General features: G+C 66.0%; 20 protein-coding genes. 18 read left to right on the forward strand and 2 right to left on the reverse strand.

Features of this window, described 5'->3' with window-relative positions:
* Positions 1-44: 44 nt before the first annotated feature.
* The 12 genes from AAG895_RS06015 (at position 45) to AAG895_RS06070 (ending at position 13740) form a co-directional block, all read left to right on the forward strand.
* Positions 45-308 carry a phenol hydroxylase subunit gene (locus AAG895_RS06015; protein WP_345794618.1) on the forward strand — a complete coding sequence of 88 codons (264 nt, stop codon included), beginning with the start codon at positions 45-47 and terminating at the stop codon, positions 306-308.
* A gap of 30 nt (positions 309-338) precedes the next feature.
* Positions 339-1334 carry an aromatic/alkene monooxygenase hydroxylase subunit beta gene (locus AAG895_RS06020; protein WP_345794619.1) on the forward strand — a complete coding sequence of 332 codons (996 nt, stop codon included), beginning with the start codon at positions 339-341 and terminating at the stop codon, positions 1332-1334.
* Positions 1335-1345: 11 nt separating this feature from the next.
* Entirely contained in the window at positions 1346-1615 is a 270-nt protein-coding gene (locus AAG895_RS06025) for an MmoB/DmpM family protein (protein WP_004265988.1), read from the forward strand.
* Positions 1616-1635: 20 nt separating this feature from the next.
* A complete protein-coding gene (locus AAG895_RS06030) occupies positions 1636-3189 on the forward strand; it encodes an aromatic/alkene/methane monooxygenase hydroxylase/oxygenase subunit alpha (RefSeq protein WP_345794620.1) in 1554 nt (517 codons plus the stop codon).
* Between the two features lie 62 nt (positions 3190-3251).
* Positions 3252-3611 (forward strand): phenol hydroxylase subunit P4, encoded by a 360-nt coding sequence (locus tag AAG895_RS06035; RefSeq protein WP_345794621.1) that lies wholly within the window; start codon positions 3252-3254, stop codon positions 3609-3611.
* Positions 3612-3692: 81 nt separating this feature from the next.
* The gene (locus AAG895_RS06040; protein ID WP_345794622.1) at positions 3693-4748 is read left to right on the forward strand and encodes a phenol 2-monooxygenase domain-containing protein; all 1056 of its coding nucleotides are present in this window, start codon (positions 3693-3695) and stop codon (positions 4746-4748) included.
* Between the two features lie 170 nt (positions 4749-4918).
* Positions 4919-5884 carry a YCF48-related protein gene (locus tag AAG895_RS06045; RefSeq protein ID WP_345794623.1) on the forward strand — a complete coding sequence of 322 codons (966 nt, stop codon included), beginning with the start codon at positions 4919-4921 and terminating at the stop codon, positions 5882-5884.
* A gap of 25 nt (positions 5885-5909) precedes the next feature.
* A complete protein-coding gene (locus tag AAG895_RS06050) occupies positions 5910-8285 on the forward strand; it encodes an MMPL family transporter (protein WP_345794624.1) in 2376 nt (791 codons plus the stop codon).
* Positions 8286-8398: 113 nt separating this feature from the next.
* Positions 8399-10402: a DUF1302 family protein gene (locus tag AAG895_RS06055; protein WP_345794625.1), complete on the forward strand. Its 2004-nt coding sequence runs from the start codon at positions 8399-8401 to the stop codon at positions 10400-10402.
* 17 nt (positions 10403-10419) lie between these two features.
* Positions 10420-11721 carry a DUF1329 domain-containing protein gene (locus tag AAG895_RS06060; protein WP_345794626.1) on the forward strand — a complete coding sequence of 434 codons (1302 nt, stop codon included), beginning with the start codon at positions 10420-10422 and terminating at the stop codon, positions 11719-11721.
* A gap of 86 nt (positions 11722-11807) precedes the next feature.
* Complete coding sequence (locus AAG895_RS06065; protein ID WP_345794627.1) at positions 11808-12662, forward strand: alpha/beta hydrolase; 855 nt, start codon at positions 11808-11810, stop codon at positions 12660-12662.
* A gap of 148 nt (positions 12663-12810) precedes the next feature.
* Positions 12811-13740, forward strand: a complete 930-nt coding sequence (locus tag AAG895_RS06070; RefSeq protein ID WP_345794628.1) for a catechol 2,3-dioxygenase — start codon at positions 12811-12813, stop codon at positions 13738-13740.
* A 78-nt stretch (positions 13741-13818) separates the two neighbouring features.
* On the opposite strand, the gene AAG895_RS06075 is transcribed toward AAG895_RS06070, so the two are convergent.
* Positions 13819-14538, reverse strand: a complete 720-nt coding sequence (locus AAG895_RS06075; protein WP_345794629.1) for an FCD domain-containing protein — start codon at positions 14536-14538, stop codon at positions 13819-13821.
* 175 nt (positions 14539-14713) lie between these two features.
* On the opposite strand from AAG895_RS06075, the gene AAG895_RS06080 reads away from it, so the two are divergent.
* The 5 genes from AAG895_RS06080 (at position 14714) to AAG895_RS06100 (ending at position 18385) form a co-directional block, all read left to right on the forward strand.
* Positions 14714-15160 (forward strand): heme-binding protein, encoded by a 447-nt coding sequence (locus tag AAG895_RS06080; RefSeq protein WP_345794630.1) that lies wholly within the window; start codon positions 14714-14716, stop codon positions 15158-15160.
* A 135-nt stretch (positions 15161-15295) separates the two neighbouring features.
* Complete coding sequence (locus AAG895_RS06085) at positions 15296-16219, forward strand: acetaldehyde dehydrogenase (acetylating) (protein WP_345794631.1); 924 nt, start codon at positions 15296-15298, stop codon at positions 16217-16219.
* Between the two features lie 27 nt (positions 16220-16246).
* The gene (dmpG, locus tag AAG895_RS06090; RefSeq protein WP_270068177.1) at positions 16247-17278 is read left to right on the forward strand and encodes a 4-hydroxy-2-oxovalerate aldolase; all 1032 of its coding nucleotides are present in this window, start codon (positions 16247-16249) and stop codon (positions 17276-17278) included.
* A 122-nt stretch (positions 17279-17400) separates the two neighbouring features.
* A complete protein-coding gene (locus tag AAG895_RS06095) occupies positions 17401-17592 on the forward strand; it encodes a 2-hydroxymuconate tautomerase (protein WP_270068176.1) in 192 nt (63 codons plus the stop codon).
* A gap of 217 nt (positions 17593-17809) precedes the next feature.
* Positions 17810-18385: an antibiotic biosynthesis monooxygenase gene (locus AAG895_RS06100; protein ID WP_345794632.1), complete on the forward strand. Its 576-nt coding sequence runs from the start codon at positions 17810-17812 to the stop codon at positions 18383-18385.
* On the opposite strand, the gene AAG895_RS06105 is transcribed toward AAG895_RS06100, so the two are convergent.
* Entirely contained in the window at positions 18363-19070 is a 708-nt protein-coding gene (locus AAG895_RS06105; protein ID WP_345794633.1) for a fumarylacetoacetate hydrolase family protein, read from the reverse strand. The two genes, AAG895_RS06100 and AAG895_RS06105, sit on opposite strands and share 23 nt — an antisense overlap.
* 154 nt (positions 19071-19224) lie before the next feature.
* Between AAG895_RS06105 and purL the strand changes: the two genes are divergently transcribed.
* Positions 19225-23160: a phosphoribosylformylglycinamidine synthase gene (gene purL / locus AAG895_RS06110; RefSeq protein ID WP_345794634.1), complete on the forward strand. Its 3936-nt coding sequence runs from the start codon at positions 19225-19227 to the stop codon at positions 23158-23160.
* Positions 23161-23283: the final 123 nt, after the last annotated feature.

Below are 23283 nucleotides of genomic sequence, written 5' to 3' on the forward strand. Positions count from 1 at the left end.
TCTCAGAGCAAGACCTGGTTCATCAAAGGGAAGGAGACCGAAACATGGAGCAAGCGCAGCCGGGTATCGACCTCGATCGGAAGTTCGTGCGCTTGATCGAGCGCCGGCCCGACGGATTCGTCGAGTTCGAGTTCGCGATAGGCGAGCCTGAACTGTTCGCGGAGATGCTCCTTCCCGCCGATGCCTACGAGGCTTTTTGCACGGCGAACGCGGTGATCCACCTCGGACCGCGCGAGGCTCAGCCGGAGGCCGACGAATCGGGCATGAGCTGGAGCCTGCACGACGCAACCCATCAGCGATTCCGCTGAATCGCCCGCAAGACCACAGGAGGAGAAGACATGCAAATCGACCTGCGCACGGTATCGATCAAGCCCTTGCGCCACACCTTCGACAACGTCGCCCGCCGCATCGGTGGCGACAAGCCGGCGTCGCGTTACCAGGAAGGTACGCTGGACATGCAGCAAACGGCCAATTTCCACTACCGGCCGACCTGGGATCCCGCGCACGACATCTACGATGCCTCGCGCACTGCGATCAAGATGGCCGACTGGTACGCCTTCAAGGATCCGCGCCAGTTCTACTACGGCGCCTACACCATGGCGCGCGCCAAGCAGCAGGACACCGCCGAAGCCAATTTCGATTTCGTCGAGAACCGCGGGCTCGCGGCGACGCTGCCCGAGTCGGTGCGCGATACCGTGCTCAAGCTGCTGCTACCGCTGCGCCACGTGGCCTGGGGCTCGAACATGAACAACGCGAGCGTGTGTGCGTACAGCTACGGCACCGGCTTCTCGCAGCCGCACATCTACCAGGCGATGGACCAGCTGGGCATCGCCCAGTACCTGACTCGCGTCGGCCTCCTGCTCGGTGACGTCGAGTCGCTGGACGAGGCCAAGCGTGCCTGGATGGACGACGACACCTGGCAGGGCCTGCGTCGCTACGTCGAGGACTCCTTCGTCATCAAGGACCCGGTCGAGCTCTTCGTGGCCCAGAACGCGGCGCTCGACGGCCTGCTCTATCCCCTCGTGTACGAAACCATCGTCGACGACGTGCTCTCGTCCCAGGGCGGCACGCCGGTGGCGATGCTCACCCAGTTCATGACCGACTGGTTCGCCGAGACCAAGAAGTGGGTCGATGCCACGGTCAAGATCGCTGCGGCGGAGTCCCCCGAGAACAAGGAAATCATGGCCCGTTGGCTGCGTCACTGGAGCGACCGCGCAGCCTCGGCCCTGCTGCCGGTGGCCCGCATCGCGGTGGGCGAGCGCTCGGACGAGGTTCTCGGCGAAGTCGTCCAGCAATTCAACGCACGCATGGCCAAGGCCGGCGTCACCCTCTGAGCGGAGCATCCATGTCGACCGTATTCCTTGCGTTGCAGACCAACGAAGACACCCGCCCGATCATCGAGGCGATCCTGCAGGACAACCCGGGCGCTGTCGTCGATGAGCAGCCGGCGATGGTGAAGATCAACGCCGACGGCCGCCTGGTCGTCCGCCGCGAGACGATCGAGGAGCTCATCGGTCGCGACTACGACCTGCAGGAGCTGCAGGTCAACATGATCACCATGTCGGGCAACCTCGACCAGACCGACGACGAGATCACCCTGTTCTGGAAATCCTGAGACCCCGAGGAGACAAGACGATGGACATGCAAGTTGCCAAGAAGAAGCTCGGCCTGAAAGAGCGCTATTCGGTGATGACCCGGGGCCTCGACTGGACCCCGTCGTACCAGAAGATGGAAGACATCTACCCCTACATCGCCTACGAGGGGATCAAGATCCACGACTGGGACAAGTGGGAGGACCCCTTCCGCCTGACCATGGACGCCTACTGGAAGTACCAGGCCGAGAAGGAGCGCAAGCTGTACGCGATCATCGACGCCTTCAACCAGAACAACGGCCACCTCAACGTCACCGACGCGCGCTACATCAACACGGTCAAGCTCTTCATCAGCGGCATCAGCCCGCTCGAGTACGTCGCCCACCGCGGCTTCGCCCACGCCGGCCGTGCCTTCCCGGGCCCCGGCCCGCGGGTGGCCTGCCTGATGCAGTCGCTCGACGAGATCCGCCATGCGCAGACGCAGGTGCACGCGATCTCGAACTACAACAAGTACTACAACGGCATGCACGACTTCCATCACATGCATGACCGCGTGTGGTTCCTGTCGGTGCCCAAGAGCTTCTTCGACGACGCCATCACCGCCGGCCCGTTCGAGTTCATGGTGTCGATCGGCTTCTCGTTCGAGTACGTACTGACCAACCTGCTGTTCGTGCCCTTCGTCTCGGGCGCCGCCTACAACGGCGACATGGGCACGATGACCTTCGGCTTCTCGGCCCAGTCCGACGAAGCACGCCACATGACGCTGGGCCTGGAGGTGATCAAGTTCATCCTCGAGCAGGACCCGGCCAACGTGCCGATCGTGCAGCGCTGGATCGACAAGTGGACCTGGCGCGGCTACCGCGTGCTGACCCTGGTGGCGATGATGATGGACTACATGCTGCCCAAGCGCACGATGAGCTGGAAGGAAGCCTGGGAGGTGTACTTCGAGGAGAACGGCGGTGCGCTGTTCAAGGACCTCGCCCGCTACGGCATCACCATGCCCAAGTGCGCCGAGCAGATCGCGCTCGAGAAGGACCACCTGTCGCACCAGGCCTGGAGCACCTTCTACAACTACGCCGCCGCCGCCAACTTCCACACCTGGATGCCCGACGAGGACGAGATGGCGTGGCTGTCGAGCAAGTATCCGGAGAGCTTCGACAAGCTCTATCGCCCGCGCTACGAGTTCTGGCGCGAGCAGGCCGCCAAGGGCAACCGCTTCTACAACAAGACGCTGCCCATGCTGTGCCAGACCTGCCAGATCCCGATGCTGTTCACCGAGCCGGGCGACCCGACCAAGATCTGCTACCGCGAGGTCGACTACAAGGGCGACAAGTATCACTTCTGCTCGGACCACTGCAAGGAGATCTTCGAGCACGAGCCGGAGAAGTACGTCCAGGCTTGGCTGCCGGTGCACCAGATCTACCAGGGCAACTGCTTCCCCGAGGGCACCGACCCGACCGTCGAAGGCTTCGACCCGCTCGCCGCGGTACTGAAGTACTACAACCTCGAGCATGGTCGCGACAACCTCGACTTCGACATTTCCGAAGACAAGAAGAACTTCGCCGAGTGGCGCGGCCAGGCGACGAAGAACATCTGAGCCATCGATGCCGCGGACCCCCGAGGGTCCGCGGCGGACGACAAGACATCAGGAGACATGACATGGCTGTAGCCGCCATTTCCAAGTACGAGTTCGCGCCTGCCGACACCCAGGACAAGTTCCACGGCGCGCAGTTGCTCTACATCGGTTGGGAAGACCATCTGCTGTTCTGCGCCCCGTTCTGCTTCCCGTTCCCGGCGACCATGCGCTTCGGCGACGTCGTCTCCGGGCCGATGCAGGCCGCCTTCGGCTACCACCCCGACTTCGCACGGATCGACTGGGCAAAGGTGGAGTGGCTCAAGTCCGGAAAGCCCTTCGCCCCGGATTTCGACAAGTCGCTGGCCGAGAACGGCCTCAGGCACAAGGACGTGATCCGCTTCCGCACGCCCGGCCTCAACGGCATCAAGGGTTCCTGCAACTGATCGGCTGCAGGCGGGGCGTTGCGTTCGCGCGCTGCGCCCTGCGCGTCCGGCATACGAATCACAAGAAGGGAAGCGCACCCCATGAGCTACGAACTGACCATTGAGCCCATCGGCCAGACGATCGAAGTCGAGGACGGCCAGACCATCCTCGACGCTGCCCTGCGCGCGGGGATCTGGTTGCCCCACGCCTGCTGTCACGGCCTGTGCGCCACCTGCAAGGTGCAGGTCCTCGACGGCGAGGTCGATCATGGCGAGGCCTCGAGCTTCGCGCTGATGGATTTCGAGCGCGACGAGGGCAAGACCCTGGCCTGTTGCGCCCGCCTCGAGTCCGACGTGACCATCGAGGCCGAGATCGAGGAGGAGGCGGACGCGGAGTCGATCCCCGTGCGCGACTTCCCCGGCACCGTGACCCGCATCGAGGCGCTCACGCCCACGATCAAGGCGGTGTTCATCGAGACCGACGAGCCGATGCACTTCCAGGCCGGGCAGTACATCAACTTCTTCCTCGAGGGGGGCGAGTACAGCCGTGCGTTCTCGCTGGCCAATCCGCCGTCAACCGGCCGCGAGGTCGAACTCAACATCCGCATCGTGCCCGGTGGCCGGGGCACCACCTGGATCCACGAGCAGCTGCAGGTTGGCGAGCGCGTTCGCCTCTCCGGCCCCTATGGCCGTTTCTTCGTGCGCAAGTCGGCGCCCGAGGCGCTGATCTTCATGGCCGGCGGCTCCGGACTGTCCAGCCCGCGCTCGATGATCCTCGACCTGCTCGAGGCAGGGGACACGCGGCCGATGACCCTGGTGTACGGCCAGCGCAACCGCGCCGAACTCTACTACCACGACGAGTTCCTCGCCCTGGCCGAGAAGCATGCCAGCTTCACCTACGTCCCGGCGCTTTCGGACGAACCTGCCGATTCCGACTGGGCGGGCTTCCGCGGCTACGTTCACGAGGCGGCGACGGCGCACTTCAACAACGACTTCCGCGGGCACAAGGCCTACCTGTGCGGTCCGCCGCTGATGATCGACGCCTGCATCACCGCACTGATGCAGGGGCGCCTGTTCGAGCGCGACATCTTCATGGAGAAGTTCTTCTCCGCTGCCGACGTGCAGCAGGTGCGCAGTCCGCTGTTCAAGAAGATATGAGAGCCGCGCGGGGCTGATCCCGCGCTTCTTCGAACTGGCCTGCGCGCCGTTGCGGTCGCAGGACGCTCAGGTGTTGCCGCGATTCGCTCGCCGCACCGCCGCAGAAAACAAAACGGCCCTCATCGAGGGGCCGGTCTCGGGGGCGAAGCGCCCCCGTCGAGGAGGAGACCATGAACCACGCTGGTATCGGACCTTCCGGTTCGAGCTTGCTTGCCGCCGCGTGCGCCCTGCTGATCGCGGGCTGCCAGGCGCAGGCTGATCTGTCTGCCGTGCGCACGCACGCCGAACGCCCGCTGCAGCGCTATCACGTCATTCAGACGCTGAGCGCGAACGACGCCACGGTCATCGCCGGTACCCAGGCGGGGACCTTGCTGATCTCGCGCAATGCCGGCCAGACCTGGGAGCGCAAGGCGCTCGCCGGCGCGTCCTTGATCGACTCGGTCAAGTGCCCGGACGGCAGCTTCATCGCCCTCGACTTCTATCGGCGCGTGTGGGCCGTCAGTGCCGATGGCGGCAGCGCCGCCTCCGCCGCCTTCGAGGCCCCCGAGGTTCCGCTCACCATCGCCTGCGACCCCAAGGGCGGGTGGTGGGTCGCTGGCACGCATGCCCACATCGCCCACTCGGCGGATCAGGGCAAGACCTGGCGCGGGATCGACCTCGAGGAGGATGCCCAGATCACTGCGCTGCAGTTCATCGATGCGGACAATGCGATCGCCCTCGGTGAGTTCGGGCTGGTCGCGGTGAGCACCGACGGCGGCGCGACCTGGGTGCGTCGCGAGCCCATCCCGAACGAGTTCTACCCCTACGCTGCCCTCTTCATCTCCCCGCAGGAAGGCTGGGTGAGCGGGCTGGCGGGCCAGATGCTGCACACGTCCGACGGCGGCCAGACCTGGGTCAGGCAGACCAACAACGCGCAGGTTCCGCTCTATCGCCTGTTCCTCCACGGCCAGGTGCCGCACGGCGTCGGTGCCGGCGGCATGGTGGCGCGGCTGGAGCGCGACCACTGGCAGCCCGTCCCCTATCCGGACCCGCTACCGGCGTTCTTCGGTGCCGGCGCCACGCTTCCCGGTCAATCCGCGCTCATCGCCGGCAGCCCTGGCGGGCTGGTGCGCGTGATCGGTTCGCAGACCAACTGAGGGGGATACGAACTTGGTCAGCAAGATGCGTCACTCCATCACCCACCGCCTCCATATCGCCGAGGAGTGGATCTTCGCAAACCCGAAGATCGTCCTCGCCCTCATCCTGGTGGGTTCGCTCCTTTTCGGGATGGCCCTGCCGAAGCTGCGGGTGTTCACCGATTTCTCCGACCTGCTGCCGCAGAACCACTCGTACATTCAGACCTACAACCGCCTGAAGGAGAACTTCGGCGGCGCCAACATGATCGTCATGGCGGTCGAGGTCGAGCAGGGCACGATCTTCAACGACCAGACGCTGCGCCTGATCCACGACGCGACGCAGGGCGTGGACAACCTGCCCGGGGTCAATCACAACCTGGTGTCGAGCCTCACCCACCGTACGGCGCGCAAGATCTTCCTCGACGAGCAGGGCAGCTTCGCCTCCGAGTCCTACTACGACCCGCAGCAGCCCACCCGAACGGTCGCCGAACTCGAGCAGCTCAAGAAGGATGTCATCGCCAACCCGACGATGTACGGCCTGCTCGTGTCGCCCGACCTGAAGGCGGCATTGATCAAGGCGCAGCTCAACGAGGGCGACATCGACTATCCCGCCACCTTCGCCGCCCTGCAGGCCGTGCGCGAGAAGCTGGCGACCCCCGGCCACCGCATTCACGTCACCGGCAACCCGGTGCTGACCGGCTGGGTGTACACCTACCTCGGGCAGATCATCGAGATCATGGTGTTCACCCTGATGCTGCTCGCATTGCTGCTGATCGTCTATTTCCGCAGGCTGTACGGCATTGCGTTGCCGATGCTGGGCATCGCGCTGTCGACCGTCTGGGGTCTGGGCTTCATGGCGCTGATGGGGATCAACCTCGAGCCGCTGTCCCTGCCCATCCCCTTCCTCATCGCCGCGCGTGCGACCTCGCATGGCGTGCAGCTGGTGGCGCGCTACTACGAGGAGCTCGCGATCGTGAAGGACGGCCAGCGGGCGGCACGGAACGCGCTGGACGCGCTCTTCCGTCCAGGCTCACTGGCCATCATCGTCGATGCGGTCGGCCTCGCCGTACTGGTGCTGGGCGCCGCGCCCTTCAACCACAAGCTCGGCATCGCCGCCGGTTTCTGGGGCATCTCGGTGATCTTCACGGTGCACTTCATGGTGCCGCTGGCGCTGTCGGTCCTGCCGGCGCCGAAGAAGACCGAGAACTCCAACGACTTCATGCCCGCGATCCTCGGCGGCGCCATGGCCAAGACGGGCGGCACCGACGGCGGCGCCCGCTCCATCCTGATCCTCACCCTGATCGGCGCCATCGGCGGCCTGTACATGCTGGGGCTGGTCAAGATGGGCGACACCGAGCCGGGCTCGCCGCTGCTGCACCGCCACCATGACTACAACGTGTCGACCACCGCGATCAACGAGCGCTTTCCGGGCTCGGAAGAGCTGCACGTGCTGGCGCGTACCGACGAGCCGGGCGGCATCAAGCGTCCAGAGGTCATGGCAGCCATCGAGCGCTTCCAGGCACACATGATGTCCGACCCGTCGCTGGGCGGAACGAAGGCCCTGCCGGGCGTGGTACGGGTCGTGAACAAGCTGACCCACAACGACGATCCGCGCTGGATGCAATTGCCGGACAGCGCCGACGAGATCGGTGGCCTCATGTTCGCCTATCTGGCATCGAGCCCGATTCCGGGGGCGTTGAAGGAGTTCATCAACGCCCAGGAGAACGAGGCCAACATGGTCTTCTACTACAAGGACCATCAGGCCGACACCATCGAGCGCGTGGTCGCGCTGGCCGAGGAAGGCGCCCGCATCATCGAGGCGGAGGTGCCCGGCCTGCACATCGAGCTCGGCGGCGGCATCATCGGCGTCACCGCGGCGGCCAACCAGGCGCTGCATACCGACCACCTCATCATCATCCCCGCGGTGATGATCCTCGCCTTCGTCATCGTGTCGATCTACTACAGCTCGCTGCACGCCGGCTGGCTGATGGTGCTGCCGATGCTGTTCGCCACCTTGATGACCTATGCATACATGGGCGCGATCGGGATCGGCATCAGCGTGAACACCGTGCCGGTGATCGCTGTGGGCGTGGGCGTCGGCATCGACTACGCGGTGTATTTCATGGACCGCATCCGCGAGGAGTACGCCACCCTCGGAGACATGAAGCAGGCGGTGATCAAGGCCGTGGCCACGACTGGCTCGGCCGTCTCCTTCACCGCTGCCACCCTGATCGCCGGGGTGATCCTGTGGATCTTCATGTCCGATCTCAAGTTCCAGTCCGACGCAGCGCTGCTGCTGGTCTACATGCTGGTCGTCAATGCGATCGCGGCCGTGCTGATCGTCCCGAGCTGGTGCGTCGTGTTCAAGCCCAAGTTCGTCACGGCGGCCCACTACGACGAGGACGGCGTCCTCGAGGTCTAGGCCGGGCGCGCGATCACGGTGTTTGCTGCCTGTGCGGTGACGTACCGGACAGGCTTCACAGGGGACCGGACGCTGCAGGTCCGGAAAATGAGAAAAGGGTAGGAGACAAACAGATGAGCAAGAAAGAAACTCGTCGGCCGCCAGCGCTCAAGCTGCTTGCGTTCGTGACCGGCTGTGCGCTGGCCATGCCGGTGCTGGCCCAGCAGTTGCCCGAGCTCGGGAGCGAGGCCGAGCCCTGGAAGGTGGATGTCTATTACGACAACCACACCGCCTTCCGCGGCAAGGATCGCACCGGAGATCGCGTCGGCCTGTCGAAGTTCCGCAACACGCTGCAGGTCGAGGCGGACAAGGAACTGGGCGACGATTGGGCGTTCCGCGGCATCCTGCGCGGCAGCTGGGACGGCGTGTACCGGATGAACAAGGGGCAGTATGGCGAGGCCGCGGGCGGGCCGATCAACCTCCAGTCGACGACGCCGGGTGGGTACATCGAGACCCCGCATGGCGCCGGGCCGGTGACCAAGGAGGTCGTCGACGGGCTGGGCCTGACCAACAACGCCTTCGTGTCGGGTGCAGGCTACCCCAACAGCCCCAACGACGGTTTCCGTGTGCTCGGCGACCGCCTGCACGAGACCGCCGGCGGTGTCGCCTTCGGCGTGCCGGTGCGGCCTTGCGACAAGGACGGCCGTGGCTGCCGCGACTTTGGCGGCTACGGCGACAAGAAGCTGTCCGAGCTCGAGGCGCCCGAGTTCAACGACCGCCTCGACTTCATCCGTGAAGCCTATGTGCGCAAGAACTTCACCCTGGGCGACGGCTCCGATCTGTTCCTCAAGATCGGCAAGCAGCAGGTGGTGTGGGGGCGCACCGACCTGTTCCGCGTGCTCGACGTCATCAACCCGGTCGACTATTCGCGCAACAACATCTACGACGAGCTCCAGGACATCCGCATCCCGATGTGGATCGCCCAGGCCGAATGGCGCATGGGGCCGTCGGAGTCGATGCAGGACCGCAACTTCCAGATCGTGTGGAACTTCGACAAGTTCCGCCCGAACAACCTCGGCCAGTGCGGCTCGCCGAACGCCATCCTGGATGCGGGCTGCTTCTTCCGCGGCATGGCCAACCTGTGGGACAACGGCGGCACGGTGGCGAACTTCGCCAACGTGGCACCCGGCACCCTGCTCGCGACCAACTTCGGTCCTGGGCAGATCGGCCTGCGCGACGTCAACCTGCCCGACTGGAGCCTGAGCAACACCCAGATCGGCGCCAAGTTCGAAGGCATCACCCAGGATGGGCTGTCGTTCTCGCTCAACGCGCTCTACTACCGCTCGCAGCTGCCCTCGCTGCACGGCGCCAAGCGCACCACCAACGGCTTCACCGGTGTCTACAGCGAGACCAACCCCTATCTGATCTCCTTCGACATGGAGTTCCCGCGCGTCAAGCTGCTCGGCGGCTCGCTCGACTTCCAGTCCGAGGCGCTCGGCGCGGCCTTCCGCTTCGAGGGCGCGATGACCTGGGGCGAGGAGTTCGCCAACACCGCACGTCCGGAGCTGTACTCGAGCAACCGCGTGTGGCGCAGCGTGATCGGCGTCGACCGGCCGACCTTCATCCCCTTCATCAACCCGCATCGGACGACGCTGATCTCGGCGCAGCTGTTCTGGCAGCACATCTTCGACCACGAGTACTACAAGACCGGCGCGAAGGATGGCCAGAACTACCTCGGACCGGTGGGCATGGTGGACTGGAAGGACAACTTCATCGGCACCGTGCTGATCAAGGCCTTCATGATGAACGACCGCCTCAGCCCCGAGCTGATCGTCGCGCGTGACTTCCGGGCGCAGGCGACCGCGATCGCCCCGGCCGTGGAGTGGAGCGTCACCGACGACCTCAAGCTCACCTTCGGCGGCAACTTCAAGGTCGGCACCGGCGCGCGTCGCTTCGACGATTGCCGCGCCTGCAATCCGTGGGCGCCGTTCACCGCGCCTGTCGGCGATCCTGACCCGATGACCGCCTATTCCCGTGGTCTCGCCGGCTTCGAGCCGCTCGGCCGCTTCCGCGCCGGCCCGATCGGCTCGGCCATGTATGAAGACGAGATCTACTTCAAGCTGAAGTACCAGTTCTGACCCGAGGAGACCATCACATGAAGAAGAACCTCATCGCCGCAGCCCTGCTCGGCCTCGCGCTCACCGCGCATGCAGCCACCGAAGCCGACCTCAAGGCGAGCTTCAACCCCTACCAGAGCGGCTTCCCGAGCTTTCCCGGGCTCGGCGCCGGCACCGTGATCAACAAGGGCAACGTCGACCAGTTCAAGGACGTCGTCCCGACGGGCGTCTATCAGCTGCTCAAGGATGGCCTGTTCGAGATCAAGGTCGGCCCCACCACCCAGTTCGAGCTCTCCAACGCCTACATCGAGGCCACCCGCAAGAACCTCGGCAAGGCCAAGCTCGGCCCCAACAACGGCGATCTCGAGGGCTTCGCCGGCGGCCGGCCGTTCGTCGAGGAGCCCGACCTCAAGGATCCGCGCGCGGGCGAGAAGCTGGCCTGGAACTACAAGTACGGGGTGAACTGGGGCGACAACGCCAACATCACGCCGTTCTTCTGGAAGTACCGCAACATGGCGACCGGCGAGCTCGAGCGCACGATCCAGTTCAGCTTCCACTTCCTGAACTTCAAGCATCGCGTCAAGGATGAGCCGGTGCCCGAAGTGACGCCCAACCCGTCGAACCTGTTCCGCGGCATCTACGTGAAGGTCGACGCGCCACAGGACCTCAAGAACACGCAGCTCCTGATCCAGCGCTACGACGACGACCAGAAGCTCGACGACGCCTATCTGTATCTCGGCTTCCAGCGCCGCGTGCGCCGCCTCGCCACGGGACAGACCACCGACTCCTTCCTCGGTTCGGACCTGATGATCGAGGACTTCGAGGGCTATAACGGCCGCATCTCGGACATGAAGTGGACCTACAAGGGCACCAAGAACGTGATCCTGCCGATGTGGAACCACAACGAGCTCGCGCTCAGCGACGAGTTCAAGGACCCCGACGGCTACAAGTACGTGGGCTTCGGCGGCCAGGGCGAGTGCTTCCACCAGGGCACCTGGCAGCTGCGCAAGGTGTATGTGCTCGAGGCCGAGCCGGTCAACACCGCGCACCCGGTCAGCAAGCGCGTGTTCTACATGGATGCGCAGCTCGGCAACCTGAACGGTGCCAACGAGATCTACGACCGCAAGGGCGACCTGTGGAAGGTGTTCATGGTCGGCAAGTCGCACGCCGATCACCACCTGCCGATCAACAAGGGCGCGGGCATCGGCATCGATGACGCCTTCTCCATGATCGACGTGCAGGGCAAGCACTGCACCACCGGTCATTTCAAGGGTCAGGTCGATTCCAAGCAGAACCCGCCGCGGATGTTCCAGGCGCAGTACATGCGCGGGGGCGACTGAGCGTTCCGAACGACGCTGCGATGGTTCGCGCTCCGGTCTCCCCCTGGGGGCCGGAGCGCGGCGAAGGTCTTCCATGAGAGCAACGCATGAGCAAGAACACCACCGTGCCCGCGACCGCGGCTGATCCCGAGCGGGGTCGCAGCATCCGGGCTGCCGGCATCCTGACCAACTACCACGACATGGGCGAGGGGAACCCCACGCTCCTCATCCATGGCTCGGGGCCGGGTGTGTCCGCCTGGGCCAACTGGCGCCTGGTGATGGCGCCGCTGGCCGAGCGCATGCGGGTGATCGCGCCCGACATGGCGGGCTTCGGCTTCAGCGAGCGTCGCGACGACATCCGCTACGACATGGACACCTGGGTGGCGCAGGCGGTCGGTCTGCTCGACGCGCTCGGGATCGAGCAGGCCAACATCGTCGGCAACTCCTTCGGCGGTGCGCTCGCCCTGGCGCTGGCGATCCGCCACCCCGGGCGTGTGCGCCGGCTGGTGCTGATGGGTAGCGTGGGCGTGCCCTTCGAGATCACCGAGGGCCTCGACGCGGTCTGGGGCTACACGCCGTCGTTCGAGAACATGCGCCGGATCATGGACTACTTCGCATGGGATCGCGGCCTGGTGAATGACGAGCTCGCCGAACTGCGCTTTCGGGCGAGCATCCGGCCGGGCTTCCAGGAGTCGTTCAGCCGCATGTTTCCCGCGCCGCGCCAGCGCTGGGTGGATGCGCTGGCGAGCAGGGAGGAGGATGTGCGCGCGCTGCGTCACGAGACCCTGATCATCCACGGTCGCGACGACCGGGTGATTCCGCTGCAGACCTCGGAGACCCTGCTGCGCTGGATCGAGCGCTCGCAGCTGCATGTGTTCGGCTGCTGCGGACACTGGACGCAGATCGAGCACGCGTCCCGCTTCATCCGTCTGGTGGGCGATTTTGTTTGTGAAGGCAACTAAGCTGCAGAAGGAGAAGGGCGCAAAGACCCGATTGAGCACGCGGTGCGAGAGGCCGCGTCAAAACCGGATCCGGCACCTGCCGGATCGACGTCAACCAGACCATTCGGGGTGGGTTGCCTGCCCTGGGTCTAATTGAGGAGGAAATCACATGGCAATGACTGGTGTACTGCGTCCGGGACACATCGCATTACGCGTGCTCGACCTGGAGGAGGGCGTCAACTTCTACAAGAACACGCTCGGGCTGGTCGAGACCGGCCGTGACGGCCAGGGCCGCGTCTACTTCAAGGCCTGGGACGAGCGCGAGCACAACAGCGTGCTGATCCGCGAAGCCGAAAGCGCCGGCGTGGATTTCTTCGCCTTCAAGGTCGCCGACAGGGCAACCCTGGACAAGCTCGATGCCGACCTGCAGGCCTTCGGCGTCAAGACCGAACGCATCCCCGCCGGCGAGATGCTCGAGACCGGGGAGCGCGTGCGCTTCGAGGTGCCCTCGGGCCACCTCATCGAGCTCTACGCCGAGAAGACCGACATCGGCAACGGCCAGTCCTACGTCAACCCCGATCCGTGGACGCCCGACGCCGAGCGCGGCATCGCGCCGACGCGCATGGACCATTGTCTGCTGTACGGCCCGGACATCGAGAAGGTGCAGGAGATCTTCGAGAAGGTGCTCGGCTTCTACCTCGTCGAGCACGTCGTGATGGAGGATGGCAAGACCGATCTGGCGATCTGGCTGTCGTGCTCGACGAAGGCCCACGACATCGCCTTCGTGCGCCACCCCGAGCCGGGCAAGCTGCACCACATCTCGTTCAAGCTCGACAGCTGGGAGAAGGTGCTGCGTGCGGCCGACATCATGTCGATGAACCGGATCTCGATCGACATCGGGCCGACCCGTCACGGGATCACCCGCGGTACGACGATCTACGCCTTCGACCCCTCGGGCAACCGCTTCGAGACCTTCTGCGGCGGCTACGACACCTATCCCGACTACAAGACCATCACCTGGACCTGGGACGAGGTGGGTGCCGGCATCTTCTACCATGACCGCAAGCTCAACGAGCGCTTCCTGAGCGTGGTGTCCTGATGCACCCAGGGCCCGCCGCGCTCGCGGCGGCGGGCCGCCTGTCCGGCCTCGGCGCTGCGCGCGGGCCGGGCGGGGGCCTCAGGGCTTGCGCTGGGTGTTGAAGAAGTCGCTCGGCAGGCGCTTGACCGCGTCGAGGGTGCGCAGGATGTGTTCGGTGAGGATGGAGGTCGCACGCGTGGCGTCGCGTGCCAGGCTGGCGTTGAACAGCGCCTGATGCTCGGCATGGATGTCGCGTGCGATCGGCATGCTGAAGAGGCTCAGTCGCCGGTAACGCTCGGATTGCTGGTAGAGGATGTTCTGGAAGTGGCGGACCCAGCGCGAGGGCGACGCGGCGATCAGCGCCTCGTGGAATGCGCGGTTGCGCCGCTCCCATTCTTCGGCAGCCTGCGAGTCGTTGTCGCCGAGCTTTTCCTCGGCGCGCGAGAGGCGATGGAAGGCGGCCACGACGGTCGCCTCCCAGTCCTCGCCGCCGAACTGGATCGACTGGCGCAGCGCCTCGGTTTCGAGGAGCAGACGGGTACGGGTGATGTCCTCGAAGTCCTCGATCGAAATCGGCGCCACGCGGAACCCCCGCTGGCCCTGGGCGACGACGAGGGCGTCGGTGACGAGCAGCAGCAGGGCCTCGCGCAGGGTGCCCGCGCCGACCTCGTAGTGATCCTTCAGGTGCTCGACGCGGAGTTTCTCGCCGGGCGGATGCACGCCTTCGATGATGTCCCGGCGCAGGCGCTGGTAGGCGCCTTCGACCAAGGTCTTGGGCTCGACGGTTTCCGTCCTTCGCTGCAGAACCACTTCGCTCATGATGACATTTTCAATTTTCGGTGCGGTAACGGGAATTTTAGCCGAGCGGCAGAAAAATCGCTGCCTGAAAAAATCTCGAGAAAAAGTATTGACGTCGAAAATGGCCTGGTCTACCTTCGGCGGACATCATGGGTTACAGATTTTTGACCGGCCCTGAACGACAGGAGCTCAACAGATGAAAGTCGCTGTTCATCAAGCCACCATCAGCTGGGAGGCGGCCCACCTCGCGGTGGAAGCCGCAGTGAAGCAAGCAGAGGCGCTCGGCGTCCGCATCAATGTCGCGGTCGCCGATGCCGCGGGCAACCTCGTCGCCTTCCTGCGCATGCCGGGCGCTTTCCCGCAGTCGATCTCGATCGCGATCGACAAGGCCTACACCGCCGGCGGCTTCGGGTTTCCGACCGGCGAATGGATGAACGTCTGCGCTGGAAACGAGGGCATGAAGCTCGGCTTTTCGGCACAGCCGCGGCTGATCGTGTTCGGTGGCGGTCTGCCGATCCGCGTCGCTGGCGAACTCGTGGGCGGGATTGGCGTTTCCGGCGCTTCCGAGGAGCAGGACGGCGTGTGCGCGCGCGCGGGCCTGCTTGCGATCGGCGCCGAGGACATACCGCCGTCGGCGGCATGAGGCGGCGCGCATCGTGAGCTGACACTCGTCAGGCCGTTTTTCGCTTGCAGCCGTGCGGCGATCCTCTCTCTCCCTCTCCCCGGATCGCCGCGCGGCCTGCATTTCCAGAATACGCACCACACCCAAGGAACTCGCATGAACAAGATCAAATGCGCCCTGATCGGTCCGGGCAACATCGGCACCGACCTGCTGTACAAGTTGAAGCGCAGCCCGGTGCTCGAGCCGGTCTGGATGGTGGGCATCGACGCCACCTCGGAGGGCCTGGCGCGCGCGCGCGAACTCGGCCTCAAGACCACCGCCGAGGGCGTCGATGGGCTGCTGCCGCATGTGCTGGCCGACGGCGTGCAGATCGCCTTCGACGCCACCAGCGCCTACGTCCATGCCGAGAACAGCCGCAAGCTCAACGAACTCGGCGTGCTGATGATCGACCTCACCCCCGCGGCCATCGGCCCCTTCTGCGTGCCGCCGGTCAATCTGGTGGAACACGTCGGCAAGGGCGAGATGAACGTCAACATGGTCACCTGCGGCGGCCAGGCCACGATCCCGATGGTTGCGGCCGTGTCGCGCGTGCAGCCGGTGGCCTACGGCGAGATCGTCGCCACCGTGTCCTCCAAGTCGGCCGGCCCCGGCACGCGCAAGAACATCGACGAATTCACCCGCACCACCGCGGGCGCGGTCGAGAAGGTCGGCGGCGCGAAGAAGGGCAAGGCGATCATCATCCTGAATCCTGCCGAGCCGCCGCTGATCATGCGCGACACGGTGCATTGCCTGACCGAGACCGAACCCGACCAGGCCGCGATCACCGAATCCATCCACGCCATGATCCGCGAGGTGCAGAAGTACGTCCCCGGCTACCGCCTCGTGAATGGCCCGGTGTTCGACGGCAACCGCGTCTCGGTGTACCTGGAGGTCGAAGGCCTGGGCGACTACCTGCCCAAGTACGCCGGCAACCTCGACATCATGACCGCGGCCGGTGCGCGCACCGCCGAGATGTTCGCCGAGGAGATCCTGGCCGGGCGTCTGAAGCTCGAATCCAACCGCGCCACCATGGTGGCCTGAGCGCCCCGGGCACAAGGAGAGATGAACATGGAACTTCGCGGCAAGAAGATCACCGTCCACGACATGACCCTGCGTGACGGCATGCACCCCAAGCGCCACCTGATGACGCTCGAGCAGATGAAATCCATCGCCACCGGGCTCGATGAAGCGGGCGTGCCGCTGATCGAGGTCACCCACGGCGACGGCCTCGGTGGCAGCTCGGTGAACTACGGCTTCCCGGCGCACAGCGACGAGGAGTACCTCGGCGCGGTGATCCCGCTGATGAAGCAGGCCAAGGTCTCGGCGCTGCTGCTGCCGGGCATCGGCACCGTCGATCACCTGCAGATGGCGCACGAGCTGGGGGTCTCCACCATCCGCGTGGCCACCCACTGCACCGAGGCCGACGTCTCCGAGCAGCACATCGGCATGGCCCGCAAGCTCGGCATGGACACCGTCGGCTTCCTGATGATGGCGCACATGAACAGCCCCGAAGGGCTGGTCAAGCAGGCGAAACTGATGGAGAGCTACGGCGCCAACTGCATCTACGTCACCGACTCCGCCGGCCACCTGCTGCCCGACACGGTCAAGGCGCGCCTGGCCGCGGTGCGCGACGCGCTGAAGCCCGAGACCGAGCTCGGCTTCCACGGCCACCACAACCTCGCCATGGGCGTGGCCAACAGCCTGGCCGCGCTCGAAGTCGGCGCCAACCGCATCGACGCCGCCGCCGCGGGCCTGGGTGCCGGCGCGGGCAACACGCCGCTGGAAGTCTTCATCGCGGTGTGCGACCTGATGGGCATCGAGACCGGCGTGGACGTGTTCAGGATCCAGGACGTGGCCGAAGACCTGGTGGTGCCGATCATGGACTTCCCGATCCGCATCGACCGCGACGCGCTCACGCTCGGCTACGCCGGCGTGTATGGCTCCTTCCTGCTCTTTGCCAAGCGCGCCGAGAAGAAGTACGGCGTGCCCGCGCGCGAGATCCTGGTCGAGATGGGCCGCCGCGGCATGGTCGGCGGCCAGGAGGACATGATCGAGGATACGGCGCTGAACCTGGCCAAGGCCAGGGGGCTGGCGGCCTGAGGCTGCGCTACGCCCCCGTTGGCTGGCGCCACGGGGGCCGACCACATTGGGACTGAATCGAGATCAGGCGCGGCGCCCGCGCGGGCGAGGCGTCATCTTTCCGAAGACACGTAGGAGGCAACATGCCTTTGGCAGAAATCACCATGATGGAAGGCCGTACCGAAGACCAGAAGCGCGCTGTGATCGAGAAGGTCACGCAGGCGCTCGTCGAGGCCGTGGGCGCGCCGATCCAGACCGTCCGTGTCGTCATCCGCGAAGTGCCCAGTACCAACTGGGGCATCGGCGGCGTGTCGGCTAAAGACCTGGGGCGCTGAGTTGTTGCCACCTCGGGCATCAGGCTAATGGAGCGCACGGAAGGGGGGGGCACCCGAAGCCCGCGTCATGGCCCGGTTTGCGTCCAGGGATAAATTGAGCGAACCGGGCTCTGCATTTATTTGATAAAAATCTCGAGATTGTTGCGGTAGAGTGCATCTGTTCTTGGCACGAAGCAAGACGCGCTTCGTCTCGCAACCGGAGCAGGAGAGCCGCACCATGAATCCACCCAGCCAGACCGCACCCGCCCGCATCACCCGCATTGCCCGCCGCCGCGCCCGTCCCGGGCACGAGACCGAGTACGAGGCCATGTTGCGCGAGATGCTCGCCAGGATGCGCGAACACAAGGGCTTTCTGGGCGGTGATCTGATTCCGCCCGAGACGGCCGGTGAGGAATATCAGCTCGTCGTGCGTTTCGCTTCCGAGGCCGAACTGCAGGCCTGGGACATGAGCGAGGATCGCCTGCAACTGCTCGAGCGCATGAAGGACGTGGCCGAGGGGGAGCCCGAGTTCCGCAAGTTGAGCGGCCTGGAGGCGTGGTTCGAGCCTGCGGTGGTGCCGGCCAGCATGCACCCTCCACGGGTGCGCATGGCGGTGGTGACCTGGATGGGCATCTTCCCGGTCGTGTCCTTCTACCTGTGGCTGGTGTCGCTGTGGCCGGGCTTCCAGGGGCTGCCCTTCCTGCCGCGCACCGCAGCGTTCACCGCGCTGATCGTCGCCACGATGACCTGGGTGGTGATGCCACGCCTCACGCGTCTGATGCGAGGCTGGCTCAATCCGGCGCGCCGATCCTGAAGTCGAGCGTGCCCACGCCCTCGATGCGGCCTTCCAGGCGGTCGCCCGGCTGCACCGGGCCGACGCCCTCGGGCGTGCCGGTGTAGATCAGGTCGCCCGGCTGCAGGTGGTAGTAGGTCGACAGGTCGGCGATGATCTCCGGGATGCTCCAGATCATGTCGCCGAGGTCGCCCTTCTGGCGCTCCTCGCCATTCACCTTGAGGCTGATTTCGCCGCTGCGCAGGATGCGGCCCTCGGCGCGAACGATCTCGCCCGCCACCGCGCCCTGTTCGACGTTCTTCGCCACGTCCCACGGGTTGCCCTTGGCCTTGGCCACCGCCTGCAGGTCGCGGCGCGTCATGTCCAGGCCGCAGGCGTAGCCGAAGATCATCCGCCCCGCCGCCGCCTCGCTCACGCGAAAACCGCCCTCGCCGAGCGCCACGACGAGTTCCATCTCGTGATGGTAGTCGGCCGTCTCGGGCGGGTAGGGCGCCAGTGTGCCGGACTGGGCGAGCATGGCCGCGAACTTGGTGAAATACACCGGCCGCATGCTGGCCTTGTCGACCGAGGTGCCCATCTCTCGCGCGTGGGCCTGATAGTTGCGGCCAACGAAGAACAGGCGGTTGACCGGAAAGCGTGCGCGGGTGCCGCGCACCGGCAGGGACACGGGCGCGGGCGGCGCCCATAGGTAGTTGATGTCGGACATGGGGCTTCTCGTCAGGAGGACGGCGGGCAGTCTACAACGGGCAGGGCGGCCGGGGTGCCTCGGTTATAATGCCGCGTTGCCCAGAAAGGCCAGAACGAGGCCGCCTCGCGGCGTCCGTCTCGCCCCTCTTTCCGACTCCGGTTTGTCCAAGAACATGACTTCGATCCTCAAGCTGCGTGGCGCCCCGGCGCTGTCTTCGTCCCGTCTGGAACGTCTTTCCCGCGCCGTCGGCGAGGTGCTGCCCAAGCTTGCCGGGCTGGCCGCCGAGCATTGGTACTTCATCGAGGTTTCGGCCGCGCTCGACGCAGGCGAGACCTCGCGTCTGACCGATCTGCTCGATGCCCGTCCCGCAAGCGCCGAGCCGCCTGCGGGCACGCTCCGCCTGGTGGTGCCGCGGCTGGGCACGATCTCGCCGTGGTCGTCCAAGGCCACCGACATCGCTCACCAGTGCGGCTTCGACAAGATCGTGCGCATCGAGCGCGGGATCGCCTACACGATCAATGCGCGCGGGGTCGAAGCGAGCGCCGGGCTGGCCGCCCTGCTGCACGACCGCATGACCGAGGCGGTGCTGGGCAGCGTGGACGAGGCCGAGGCCCTGTTCCACCACTACGAGCCGCAGCCGCTCACCACCGTGGACATCCTCGCCGGCGGCCGCGGCGCACTCGAGCGCGCGAACGGCGATCTGGGCCTGGCGCTGTCCGAGGACGAGATCGACTACCTGGTCGAGAACTTCAGCCGCATGGGGCGCAACCCCACCGACGTCGAGCTGATGATGTTCGCGCAAGCCAACTCCGAGCACTGCCGGCACAAGATCTTCAACGCCGACTGGGTGATCGATGCGCGGCCGATGGAGAAGTCGCTGTTCGGCATGATCAAGGACACCCACAAGGCCCACCCCGAGGGCACGGTGGTGGCCTACTCGGACAACGCCTCGGTGATCGAGGGCGCGCGCATCGCCCGCCTGTACCCGGACGCCGACGGCGCCTTCCGCTACCACGACGAGGATACCCACATCCTCGCCAAGGTCGAGACCCACAACCACCCGACCGCGATCTCGCCCTTCCCGGGCGCGGCCACCGGTGCCGGCGGCGAGATCCGCGACGAGGGCGCGACCGGCCGCGGCTCGCGGCCCAAGGCGGGCCTGGCGGGCTTCACCGTGTCCAACCTCAACATCCCCGACTTCGGCCAGCCCTGGGAGAAGCCTTACGGCAAGCCCGAGCGCATCGCCTCCGCGCTCGACATCATGATCGAGGGCCCGATCGGCGCCGCCGCCTTCAACAACGAGTTTGGCCGTCCCAACCTCGCCGGCTACTTCCGCACGTTTGAACAGGAAGTGCAGGGCGAGGTGCGCGGCTACCACAAGCCGATCATGATCGCCGGCGGCCTGGGCAGCATCCAGGCGCAGCAGGCCGAAAAGCCCACCTTCCCGCCGGGCACGCTGCTGATCCAGCTCGGTGGCCCGGGCATGCTCATCGGTCTGGGCGGTGGCGCGGCCTCGTCGATGGCCACCGGCACCAACACCGCCGACCTCGACTTCGCTTCGGTGCAGCGCGGCAACCCCGAGATCCAGCGCCGCTGCCAGGAAGTCATCGACGCCTGCTGGCAGCAGGGCGACAAGAACCCGATCATCGCCATCCACGACGTCGGCGCCGGCGGCCTGTCGAACGCGATGCCCGAACTCGCCGACCACGCCGGCCTGGGCGCGCACTTCGAGCTGCGCGAGGTGCACATCGAGGAGCCGGGCATGAGCCCGCGCGAGATCTGGTCGAACGAATCGCAGGAGCGCTATGTGCTCGCGATCGCGCCCGAGAGCCTGCCGATGTTCCAGGCCTTCTGTGAGCGCGAGCGCTGCCCGTTCGCCGTGCTCGGCACTGCCACCGCCGACGGCCATCTCACCGTGTCGGACCGCCACTTCGGCAACAAGCCGGTGGACATGGACATGAAGGTGCTGCTCGGCAAGCCGCCGAAGATGACGCGCAACGTCTCGCGGCGCGCGGTGCATCTGCCGCCCTTCGACACCACCGACCTCGAGCTCAAGGAAGCCGGGATGCGCGTGCTGCGCATGCCGGCGGTGGCCAGCAAGAGCTTCCTGATCACCATCGGCGACCGCTCGGTGGGCGGGCTGACCGCGCGCGACCAGTTCGTCGGCCCCTGGCAGGTGCCGGTGGCCGACGTCGCGGTCACCGCGATGAGCTTCCAGGGCTACCGCGGCGAAGCCTTCGCCATGGGCGAGCGCACTCCGCTGGCCTGCGTCGACGCACCGGCCTCGGGCCGCATGGCGATCGGCGAGGCGATCACCAACATCGCCGCCGCCGACATCGCCAAGCTGGGCGACGTCAAGCTCTCCGCCAACTGGATGGCCGCTGCCGGCCATCGTGGCGAAGATGCCAAACTGTTCGACACCGTGCAGGCCGTATCCGAGTTCTGCATCAGCGCCGGCATGTCGATCCCGGTCGGCAAGGACTCGCTGTCGATGCGCACCGCCTGGCGCGATGGCGAAGAGGACAAGCAGGTGGTGGCGCCGTTGTCGCTGATCGCCACCGCCTTCGCCCCGGTGCAGGACATCCGCAGCACGCTCACCCCGCAGCTTCAGTTGCCCGAAGGCGTCGAGACCGAGCTGATGCTGATCGACCTCGGCAACGGCAAGAACCGCCTCGGTGGCTCGGCCTTCGCCCAGGCCTTCGACTCGGTCGGCGAGCATGCGCCGGACGTCGATCCGCTGCAGCTCAAGGCCTTCTTCGAGACCCTGCAGCAGCTGCGCCGCGACGGCCTGGTGCTGGCCTACCACGACCGCTCGGACGGCGGCCTGTTCGCCACCGTGTGCGAGATGGCCTTCGCATCGAAGTGCGGTCTCTCGCTTGTGCTCGACACCGTCTGCTACGACCCCTACATGATGGATGTCGATGGCCTCGAGAAGAAGCCCGACACCCTCAAGGGGCGCTTCGCCGATCGCCTGTTCGCCGGCCTCTTCAGCGAGGAGCTCGGCGCGGTGATCCAGATTCGCCGCGACGACCGCGCACGCGTCACCGAGGCCTTGCGTGCCGCCCGGCTCGCCTACCACTTCATCGGCGAGCCCAACGACAAGGACGAGCTCCGCTTCCGCCGCAATGCCAAGCTGGTGTTCGGCGCCAGCCGCGCCGAGCTCCTGCAGGCCTGGTCCGAGACCAGTTACCGCATCGCCAGGCTGCGCGACGACCCCGAGTGCGTGCAGCAGGAGTTCGATGCGCTCGCCGACGCCGGCAATCCCGGCCTGTCGGTGACGCTGTCCTTCGACGTCAAGGACGACGTCGCCGCCCCCTTCATCGCAAGCGGCACGCGCCCCAAGGTCGTCGTGCTCCGCGAGCAGGGCGTCAACTCCCAGTTCGAGATGGCGGCCGCGTTCGAGCGCGCCGGCTTCACCCCGGTCGACGTGCACATGTCCGACCTGCAGGCCGGCCGCATCGACCTCGCCGATTTCCACGGGCTGGCAGCCTGCGGTGGCTTCTCCTACGGTGACGTGCTCGGCGCCGGCCAGGGCTGGGCCAAGTCCATCCTCTTCAACAGCCGCCTGCGCGACGCGTTCGAGGCCTTCTTCCGCCGCGACGACACCTTCGCGCTGGGCGTGTGCAACGGCTGCCAGATGATGGCCCACCTCGCACCGATCATTCCTGGCGCCGAGGCCTGGCCGACCTTCCACCGCAACCGCAGCGAACAGTTCGAAGCCCGCTTCGTGATGGTCGAGGTCGCCGACAGCCCCTCGATCCTGCTCCAGGGCATGGCTGGCAGCCGGATGCCGATCGTGGTCAGCCACGGCGAGGGCAGGGCGGTCTTCCGCAGCGAAGCCGAGCGCGCGAGCGCATTGCTCGCGCTGCGCTACATCGACAACCACGGCAATCCGGCTCAGACCTACCCCGCCAATCCGAACGGATCGCCCGATGGTGTGACAGGCTTCACCACTGCCGATGGGCGTTTCACGATTATGATGCCGCATCCCGAGCGCACCGCGCGCACCCTGCAGATGTCGTGGGCGCCGCAGTGGCTGGTGCAGGAAAGTCCGGACGCCTCGCCCTGGCTGCGCATGTTCCGCAACGCCCGCGTGTGGCTCGGTTGAGGTCGCTTACCGCTTGACACGACCCGAAACGGGGAACGGCTGCAGCCGCTGCACTCAAGCTGCGGGTACCGCAGCCGTTATCCTGTGTCGTCGTTGCACCGCATCGGCAGAACCACATCGGAG

Source organism: Thauera sp. JM12B12, from assembly GCF_039614725.1.
GTDB lineage: Bacteria > Pseudomonadota > Gammaproteobacteria > Burkholderiales > Rhodocyclaceae > Thauera.

Bases quoted from the DNA above. Each gene is read 5' to 3' on its own strand.
- AAG895_RS06015 (WP_345794618.1), top strand. From the start codon at position 45: ATGGAGCAAGCGCAGCCGGGTATCGACCTCGATCGGAAGTTCGTGCGC.
- AAG895_RS06020 (WP_345794619.1), top strand. From the start codon at position 339: ATGCAAATCGACCTGCGCACGGTATCGATCAAGCCCTTGCGCCACACC.
- AAG895_RS06025 (WP_004265988.1), top strand. From the start codon at position 1,346: ATGTCGACCGTATTCCTTGCGTTGCAGACCAACGAAGACACCCGCCCG.
- AAG895_RS06030 (WP_345794620.1), top strand. From the start codon at position 1,636: ATGGACATGCAAGTTGCCAAGAAGAAGCTCGGCCTGAAAGAGCGCTAT.
- AAG895_RS06035 (WP_345794621.1), top strand. From the start codon at position 3,252: ATGGCTGTAGCCGCCATTTCCAAGTACGAGTTCGCGCCTGCCGACACC.
- AAG895_RS06040 (WP_345794622.1), top strand. From the start codon at position 3,693: ATGAGCTACGAACTGACCATTGAGCCCATCGGCCAGACGATCGAAGTC.
- AAG895_RS06045 (WP_345794623.1), top strand. From the start codon at position 4,919: ATGAACCACGCTGGTATCGGACCTTCCGGTTCGAGCTTGCTTGCCGCC.
- AAG895_RS06050 (WP_345794624.1), top strand. From the start codon at position 5,910: ATGCGTCACTCCATCACCCACCGCCTCCATATCGCCGAGGAGTGGATC.
- AAG895_RS06055 (WP_345794625.1), top strand. From the start codon at position 8,399: ATGAGCAAGAAAGAAACTCGTCGGCCGCCAGCGCTCAAGCTGCTTGCG.
- AAG895_RS06060 (WP_345794626.1), top strand. From the start codon at position 10,420: ATGAAGAAGAACCTCATCGCCGCAGCCCTGCTCGGCCTCGCGCTCACC.
- AAG895_RS06065 (WP_345794627.1), top strand. From the start codon at position 11,808: ATGAGCAAGAACACCACCGTGCCCGCGACCGCGGCTGATCCCGAGCGG.
- AAG895_RS06070 (WP_345794628.1), top strand. From the start codon at position 12,811: ATGGCAATGACTGGTGTACTGCGTCCGGGACACATCGCATTACGCGTG.
- AAG895_RS06075 (WP_345794629.1), bottom strand. From the start codon at position 14,538: ATGAGCGAAGTGGTTCTGCAGCGAAGGACGGAAACCGTCGAGCCCAAG.
- AAG895_RS06080 (WP_345794630.1), top strand. From the start codon at position 14,714: ATGAAAGTCGCTGTTCATCAAGCCACCATCAGCTGGGAGGCGGCCCAC.
- AAG895_RS06085 (WP_345794631.1), top strand. From the start codon at position 15,296: ATGAACAAGATCAAATGCGCCCTGATCGGTCCGGGCAACATCGGCACC.
- dmpG (WP_270068177.1), top strand. From the start codon at position 16,247: ATGGAACTTCGCGGCAAGAAGATCACCGTCCACGACATGACCCTGCGT.
- AAG895_RS06095 (WP_270068176.1), top strand. From the start codon at position 17,401: ATGCCTTTGGCAGAAATCACCATGATGGAAGGCCGTACCGAAGACCAG.
- AAG895_RS06100 (WP_345794632.1), top strand. From the start codon at position 17,810: ATGAATCCACCCAGCCAGACCGCACCCGCCCGCATCACCCGCATTGCC.
- AAG895_RS06105 (WP_345794633.1), bottom strand. From the start codon at position 19,070: ATGTCCGACATCAACTACCTATGGGCGCCGCCCGCGCCCGTGTCCCTG.
- purL (WP_345794634.1), top strand. From the start codon at position 19,225: ATGACTTCGATCCTCAAGCTGCGTGGCGCCCCGGCGCTGTCTTCGTCC.